The sequence below is a fragment of the Calditrichota bacterium genome, from assembly GCA_016867835.1.
Lineage (GTDB): Bacteria > Electryoneota > AABM5-125-24 > Hatepunaeales > Hatepunaeaceae > VGIQ01.
In genome coordinates this window covers 1-7,508 of sequence record VGIQ01000123.1, presented here as the reverse complement: position 1 = coordinate 7,508, position 7,508 = coordinate 1, and the positions used below count along the sequence as shown (strand labels likewise).

The following is a 7,508-nucleotide window of genomic DNA, read 5'->3' as shown; positions in this document are numbered from 1 at the left end:
GCTTCAATCGACCTGAACATCACCAACAGCATCCCGCTTGGCGGGGTCGTGAAGTTGCTAATGGGGAACGATAGTCTGGCGATGGATGTCGTCGTTGCGGTCGGCATACCGCGTGGTCGGATCGTCGACCGACGGGTGGAGGCGTCAGCCGAGTCAAGTTATGTTCGGTTGATACCAGAGACATCGTTACGCAATATGCGCCGGGCGCCGCTCTACACCCAGCAGATCATCGAACTCTACAGCAGTCTGGGTGATACAGCCTGGATATTCGGCGCTGACTCGCTGGCTGTGCAAGCCTCCGCGACGATCGAGTATATGGTCAACTCCAAAGACGAGGGGGGAAACTGAAGATGAGGAATGAGAGCAGTAAGCGGAAGGCAGAAATCGCCGTGAAGGGTTGGCTGCCTGCGGTATTCGCGGTGATGATGATGCTTCCAGAGGGGGCGCTCGCACAGGCTCTTCGGACGGGTCGCAGCGTAGCGATGGCCGGTTCGAGTCCGCTCGGAATGTATGGCGCTCAGGCAGCCGGCTGGAACCCGGCCAACCTCGGCTTGAAGGCGAATCCCAAGGTGACGATGCAACTACCCTCGTTTGCCTGGTCATTCGGCAACAATGCTTTCTCGCCGCAGTTTATAATGGACAACTTCCAGGAAGGCGAAGTGCTCGACTCGACCGATAAGGAGCGCATCCTGGGCGAATTCGACACCGACAATCTGGATATGAATCTTGCGCTTGGGATTCCTATCTTCGGCTTTTCCGGGGGGCGCTTTGCTTTCAATACCGACGCTCACGTGCTGGGGCGTTTTTCACTACCGGAGGATCTCTTCCAGATGGCCTTGACCGGGCCGGTAAAGGATCGGGTCTATGACTTCGGAACCGTCGAGGAAGCCGGGATGGCCTACTGGACGGCGGGCCTTTCGGTTGGACATCCACTTCCGGCGCCCTTTCCGTTTCTGAGCGAATTTGCTGTCGGCGCTACCTTCAAGTATGTCGGCGGCATTGCCTATGGAGAACTCGACAAGAAGGACGCGGTCCTGCAGATCACCAGTTCAACGATTCGGGCCGAAGGATTGACCCGCCTGTTGATCGGGAAGGAAGGCGGCGATGGCATTGGGCTCGATCTGGCGGCTGCCGGCAAAATGGACCCCGGCAACATCTACCTTGGAGTTACTCTCGGCAACGTCATCGGTTCGATCAACTGGAGCGATGTCGAAGCACACGAAAGCCAGTTCTACCGCAACTCCGGCATCCATCCCGACTCCTTGTCCCACAACGAATACTGGGAGCACTTCCTACAACAGGACGATACGACCTATAATATCGGATCGCGCACAACGCCGCTGCCGAAGTATTTCATGATTTCCGGCGACCTGCCCTATATGAATGGGAAGGCAGATCTCTTTGCCAACTACTATCAAGGGCTGAACGACGTTCCGGCCAATTCTCTTACGCCGAAGTTCTCAGTCGGGACGGAGTTTCGCTGGCTTGTCGTGCTGCCGCTGAGGGCTGGAGTATCGTTCGGCGGTCTGGAGGGATTCGAACTTGGAGGCGGATTCGGAATAAAACTGCCCGGATACCAGTTGAACTTTGGAGCCTCATGGCAACGTGGTGTTCTGGCTGGGGCCAAGGGATTTTCACTTGCCGTCACACAATCCTTCGGACTTGGATTCAAACGGTAAACGCTGAGGAAATCATTGTTCCAAGATAGAGAGCACTCCCATCTTCATCGGGAGGGCGGGCCGTTCAGCCCGCCCTCCTTGAGTTTTGGCAACGTATTCAAAGGGCATGCCGGGCGGTCGAGGATCGCTGCGACTGCCGGTTTGTTGATTCTTGCCGTGTCCTTGCCTCTTTCAACTGGACAGTCGGCCGGGTCAGAGGCAGCGACTGCATCGATGCGTGGCGTGGAAGTGAATCAAACGTCATCGCAAACAGTTGAGGTCAGGTATGATCTGACACGTGTTGTCGATGCTCCAGAAGCTGCCGAGACCGTAGCCAATCTCCAGACCTTGACGCCATCCACCGGGATTTCCCAATATAACGCATTGCCTTCAGGCGAAGCCTTGGGAGATGATTTGATATGGTGGTATCCGGTAGTGAGCAGGTTCGTTTCCATACCTCCCGAAGGTCGATTTGAGGTTGTGGCATCACCACCCGAAGTTCAGCGGCTGCGCTTGGAAGATGTTCCAAGTCTTGCCGCTTCGTTGGTAGGTTTGAAGAACAGTGAAAAACCCTATCCGGTGCAAACTTATGAAGTGAGTCGGCCGCTCGTAGTGCGCGGCATCCGGATGGTGAAGGTGACGTTTCATCCCCTGCAGGTTGTAACCAACACTGGTGAACTGATTCTCAACCGGTCGCAGAGGCTCGAGTTGCGATTTGGCGATCCCGGTGGAGAGAATGAGGTTGCGCTGCCATTTCAAATCCGGTCCCATCGCAGCCGGGAGTTTGAGCGGGCGCTCCGTCTGATCACCGATAGTCCACCCGTTCGGGACCTGCACGAGGGGGTCCCTGAGCCAGCCGGACATTATCTGGTGGTTACCCATCCTCAGGCTTTACAATATGTAGCGCCGTTCGTTGAATGGCGCCGCCGGTCGGGTTGGCGGGTTGACATCCTAACAATTCCCGAGAACCATGTCCGCAATCCCCGCGAAATCAAAGCTCTGATTCAAGCGCGCTACAGCGCCTTTCTTGACCGCAGGGAAGACCCTTTCGACCAGATACTGTTGGTGGGTGACCGGGAGTACTACACCTGGCCGCCGGTAGCCGGGTGGATCCTCGATGCTGAAGCGGGCGAATCGGTTTGGTCACGTCCAACTCATGCCGACTACAAATATGCCTGCCTTGAGGGGGACGACAACTACCCCGATGCCGGCATCGCGCGGTGGTGTGCCGGATCGCCGACGATCCTGGAACTCTTCACCCTGCGCACCCTTGCCTATGAAATGACTCCGGCTATGGATGATCCTGACTGGTTCACCCGTGGTGCAGTCTTTTCACAACATTGGGGCAACACTGAAAATACAGCCTTTCACCCCTCCATACCAGGGGTTGTCCGGTGGGCAGGGGAAGCGCTTCGAGCGCAGGGATTTCGAGATGTCCGGTCGTATGAGGATAATGACTGGGATCAGGACGGCCGTCGGGTCGGTGCGTTCGAGCAGCGACAATTCAACGATGGCGTGAATTTGATGCTGGGCCGTGCGGAGTCGCTTATCTGGGCGCAGAGCCTGAACGGCATTGAGGCGAACACTATTTTCCCGGTGCGCATATCGCTCAGCGGACATGGAGAATACGCCACCTGGTCGCTGCTACGCAACTCGACGCCGGATGCTCCCAAAGGACCGGTCGTCGCCACCTGCAACTGGGGCGGCCCGCCGACGGTGCCGACAAATGCGGTCTTTCTCGAGACGGTCGATGCGCTGCTTAATCATGGCCTCACCTATGGCTGGGCGAGAGTGGTAGCGGTTACGACTTCCGAAAACTACTTCCCCGACTTGAATCTCGGCAATGCGACGGCCTATGGCCATATCAAGACCGACAATGACTACTATGGCGATCCGGGGCTGGTCATCTGGAACGGTGTTCCACGACGGGTCACGGTGGACTTCCCGGAAGTCATCTCAGCAAGTTCGACCTACCTTGCGGTAACTATTCGCGATGCGCTAACCGGCGAGCCGACTATGGGCGCGCGCGTGACACTTTATGCTCCGGGAGCAATGCCCGCCATCGATAACGCAGATTACGCCACCTATAACGGCTATCGGCAGTGGCATGCGGTCAGCGACGACGATGGCAACGCCCGATTCGGCTTTGCGAGCGGTTCACTTGTCAATGGAACCTCACTTTATCTGACCATAACCGGCAGCCAGATCCGGCCGCTTCTCCGGCAGGCGGCTATCCGCAACGACGTCCCCGCCATTCGCATCGTTCGGTCGTTCTGGGATCAGATCGAAGGCAGCGTCAATGGGGAGATCAACCCGGGCGAGGCCTATCGCCTCAGTCTGCGCATTGGTAATCAGACCGGAGACGCGCTACAGAGCATAGTCGCCTCCATTAGGTCAGGCAGTTCCGGAATTGTAGTGCCGGAGAATAGCCGCATCGAGTTCGGCAACGTCAACGACGGCGCGGAGGCTAACGGTCAGAACGCTATTGAGGTAAGGATCGAGCCGTGGGCCCGTGATGCTTCGCAGCCAAGAGGTCGGGACTCAAGGCTGGAGATCATCATCGCGGCAGGTGACCGGGAGTGGTCGGCGTCGCTGCCGATCGATGTGCGGGCGCCTGAATTGGAGGTTGCTCCAGAGGAAGTCGTTGTCGAAATTGGTGACGAAGTTACGGACCTCGCGCCACTGCTGCGAAATCGGGGACGGGCGGCCTCGCCCGCGCTTGAAGCCACCCTGCTAATGGCAGATAATGAGCTGGTGGTATTGCGATGGGTAGCTGGATGCGAAGCAATTGAACCGGCCGAGGCTCGCCGGGTTCAAGGCTCGTTTCAGGTTCGAGGGCGTCGGGTCGTTCCCGGCACAATTAGTACCAACTCGATTGCGCTCGAAGGCCCGGATGGACCAATCGACACATTGATGTTCGCAGTGGTGGTGGGACGACCAGATTCCGGACATCCCCTGGGACCCGATCCCTATGGTTACAGCGCCTTCGATAATACTGATGTAACCTGGCCGCAAGTGCCGGAATACCGCTGGATCGAGATCAACCCGGCGGATCAGAACTTCAACTACCGTGGGACGCGGCTTCCTTTCGAAGGAAATGCCCTGATCGGCGAGGCTACGGTCGTGCCTTTGCCATTCCCCATCGGGTTCTACGGCCAGTTCTTCGACACCATCACGATCTGTTCAAACGGCTATCTGATGCCGGGGGTTCAGCCGCGCGCGGTCAATTTCCAGAACTGGCCGCTCGACCGGGGATTTGGAGGCGGATCGGGGATGATCGCGCCGCTTTGGGATCGCTTGGTTTTAGGTGGGAATGGAGCCGTCTTCTACTACCTTGACGAGGCAGGCGGCCGGGTCATTATCCAGTGGAACCGTCTCCGCCATGCCGAAGGCGGCGAGACCGATCTCACTTTTGAGGCGATTCTCTATAGCCGGCATAGAAATGCACTCGAAACCGGCGACACCGAGATTCTATTCAATTACAAAACGATCTCCAATGCCGCCGGCGATGCCAACCTGCGCCGGGATGTTCCGTTCGCATCGGTCGGAATCGCCAGTCCAACTGGTGACGCGGGACTGGACTATTCCTTCCGCAACGCGTATCCGGTTGCTGCGGCGCCGCTCGCGGCACGACGGGCGATCAAGTTTACTCCTTCGATCCGGGAACACGACGGCGTTGTCATGGGTCGGGTGCGGAGGCGGGATGGAGGAGCGCCGGTGGCTGGTGCAGTAGTTGGGACGGACTATGGCCTCGAGACGATTACCGATCAGAGTGGCAACTTCCTAATCGGTAATGTCGTCGATGATCATCCCTTTCGCATGGTCGCAGCGTCACCCGGCTATGCGGATTTTCGCTCCGACTCGCTGCGGTTGCCGGCAAGCGACACCCTCGCGCTCGTCATCGAACTTGTCGTGGGACAGGGTGTCGACGATGATTGCGACGCGTTACCGCCGCCCAACTTCGATGTCGTCGGTCTCCATCCCAATCCGTTCAACGATGCGCTCGGTTTCACGATTAGGTTGCCGTTTGACGGCAGGGTAAGGTATCACCTCACGACACTTGACGGCCGGGCAGTGGGGGAGAGTAGGGGTGCATTCGTTGCCGCCGGGGAAAGGCGGATGACACTTTCGAGCCGGGAACTTGCGGCAGGGATCTATCTGCTCGTCGTCGAAGTCGAGGATGCGCGCGTTGTGCGCAAGGCAGTGTTAATCAAATAGGTTGGGAAGACAGGGATAAACGATGAACCTTCCACCTCACAACTATCGCGGCGCGGCAGCAATGATCGTCCTGCAGGACCGTCTTCTGCGCGAGTTTGTCGCAACTTGGCGTCGCGCCAAGGCAGCCGGCATCAGACTCCCCGAAACCGACGATGCAGACTATGAGTCGATGGAGTCGCTCTTGCGACATGTTCTTCGCGCAGCGCGAGGATACCTCACCTGGATCTGTGAACAACTCGACCTGCCGGATCCCGAGGTGATACCTGCCTGGGAGACTTACGAGATCGAAGTCAAGGCCGACGGTTACCTCGACCACCTCGCCGACAAGTGGGCGACACCTCTGGCGGGCATCACCGAGGAGCAGATGTCCGACAGAACCTACCTGTCGCGCTGGGGTGTTTCCTTCACCATCGACTCCATGCTTGAACATGCTGTCGTGCATCCTTTGCGGCACACTTATCAACTGGAGAATCTGATGCGGGAGCAAGCGGGAGGGAACTGACGCTGTGAGTTCCGTGTTCCGGCATGGGAATGCGAGACAAGTGGCTCGTCATTCCCGCGCAGGCGGGGATCCATTTCAAGTTAGTTTGATTGAGTTGCGCCGGGGGGACGCCCTCGTCCCTCATTGTTTGGCTGTCGGACGAGGGCGTCCGCCAGCCACGACGTCAGAAATGTGCAACAAGATTCAGCGCTCTGTAATGATACTCGACACAGACGTTTGCCGGAAGGAAGGTCAGATTGACTTCAGCACCCGCAAGACGATTTCATCAAGCAGCAGCCACTTTGTTTCCCGCACGGCAATCCGTCCATCGCGTTCCTCCAGAAAACCCTCAGTCAGCATCTCATCAAGCCCGGCGGGATCGAAGTGCGACCTGGCGAACTTATCGTCGATGCCACGCGCTGTCCGCAACCCTAAATAAACAGATTCTTCGAGCGCCATTTTCGGCGTAACAACTTCCTCGCCTTCGACCGGGTCCATACCGGACTCACGCCAACGCTCGACAGCCTCGATATGCGCAGTCGTGTCCCGCTGGTTCCAGCGGCGCCTTTCTCCCTCGAACATATGGGCTCCACAGCCGACGCCAAGGTAGGGTCGCCGCTGCCAATAGGTGTAGTTGTGCCGCGACCATTTTGCCGGCCGGGCGAAGTTGGTCAGTTCGTAGTGTTCGAAGCCGGCGTCAGCCATGGCGGCGCAAAGCATTGCATATTGCGTAGCCATCAAGTCGGGATCGGGGAAGGGCATCCGGCGCTCGCGGACACTGCGGGCAAAAGGGGTGCCTTCCTCAATTGAGAGCGTGTAAGTTGAGAGGTGGTCTATGCCGAGCGCTAATGCTGCTTCGACGCTGTATTGGAACGTCTCAACCGTCGAACCGGGCAAACCATAGATAAGGTCGAGCGAGAGGTTATCGAAACCAGCATTGCGCGCTATTTCGACGGCTTTGACGACACCCGACGCATCGTGGGCACGTCCGAGAGCCTTGAGTTCACGGTTGTCGAACGACTGGGCACCCATCGAAAGCCGATTGACACCAGCCATATGAAAAGCCGCAAATCTCCCGATGTCGCGCGTTTCGGGGTTTGCTTCAAGGGTGATCTCGATTCCGCTGCTGTCTGCTGTTTGAAATGGCCGGA

Annotated in this window: 4 protein-coding genes; 3 read left to right on the top strand and 1 reads right to left on the bottom strand. The window is 57.8% G+C overall.

From position 1 onward, the window contains the following. Positions 1–350: 350 nt before the first annotated feature. The 3 genes from FJY67_10385 to FJY67_10375 all read left to right on the top strand — a co-directional run bounded on the left by FJY67_10385 (position 351) and on the right by FJY67_10375 (position 6,378). On the top strand, positions 351–1,679 hold the full coding sequence (locus FJY67_10385; GenBank protein MBM3329857.1) for a hypothetical protein: 1,329 nt from the start codon (positions 351–353) through the stop codon (positions 1,677–1,679). Positions 1,680–1,841: 162 nt separating this feature from the next. Further along, positions 1,842–5,876 (top strand): hypothetical protein, encoded by a 4,035-nt coding sequence (locus FJY67_10380; GenBank protein MBM3329856.1) that lies wholly within the window; start codon positions 1,842–1,844, stop codon positions 5,874–5,876. Between the two features lie 22 nt (positions 5,877–5,898). Further along, positions 5,899–6,378 (top strand): hypothetical protein, encoded by a 480-nt coding sequence (locus FJY67_10375; GenBank protein MBM3329855.1) that lies wholly within the window; start codon positions 5,899–5,901, stop codon positions 6,376–6,378. 231 nt (positions 6,379–6,609) lie between these two features. Here FJY67_10375 and FJY67_10370 read toward each other — a convergent pair. Further along, positions 6,610–7,508, bottom strand: an 899-nt coding sequence (locus FJY67_10370) for a coproporphyrinogen III oxidase family protein (protein MBM3329854.1), incomplete at its 5' end; no start/stop codon positions are given.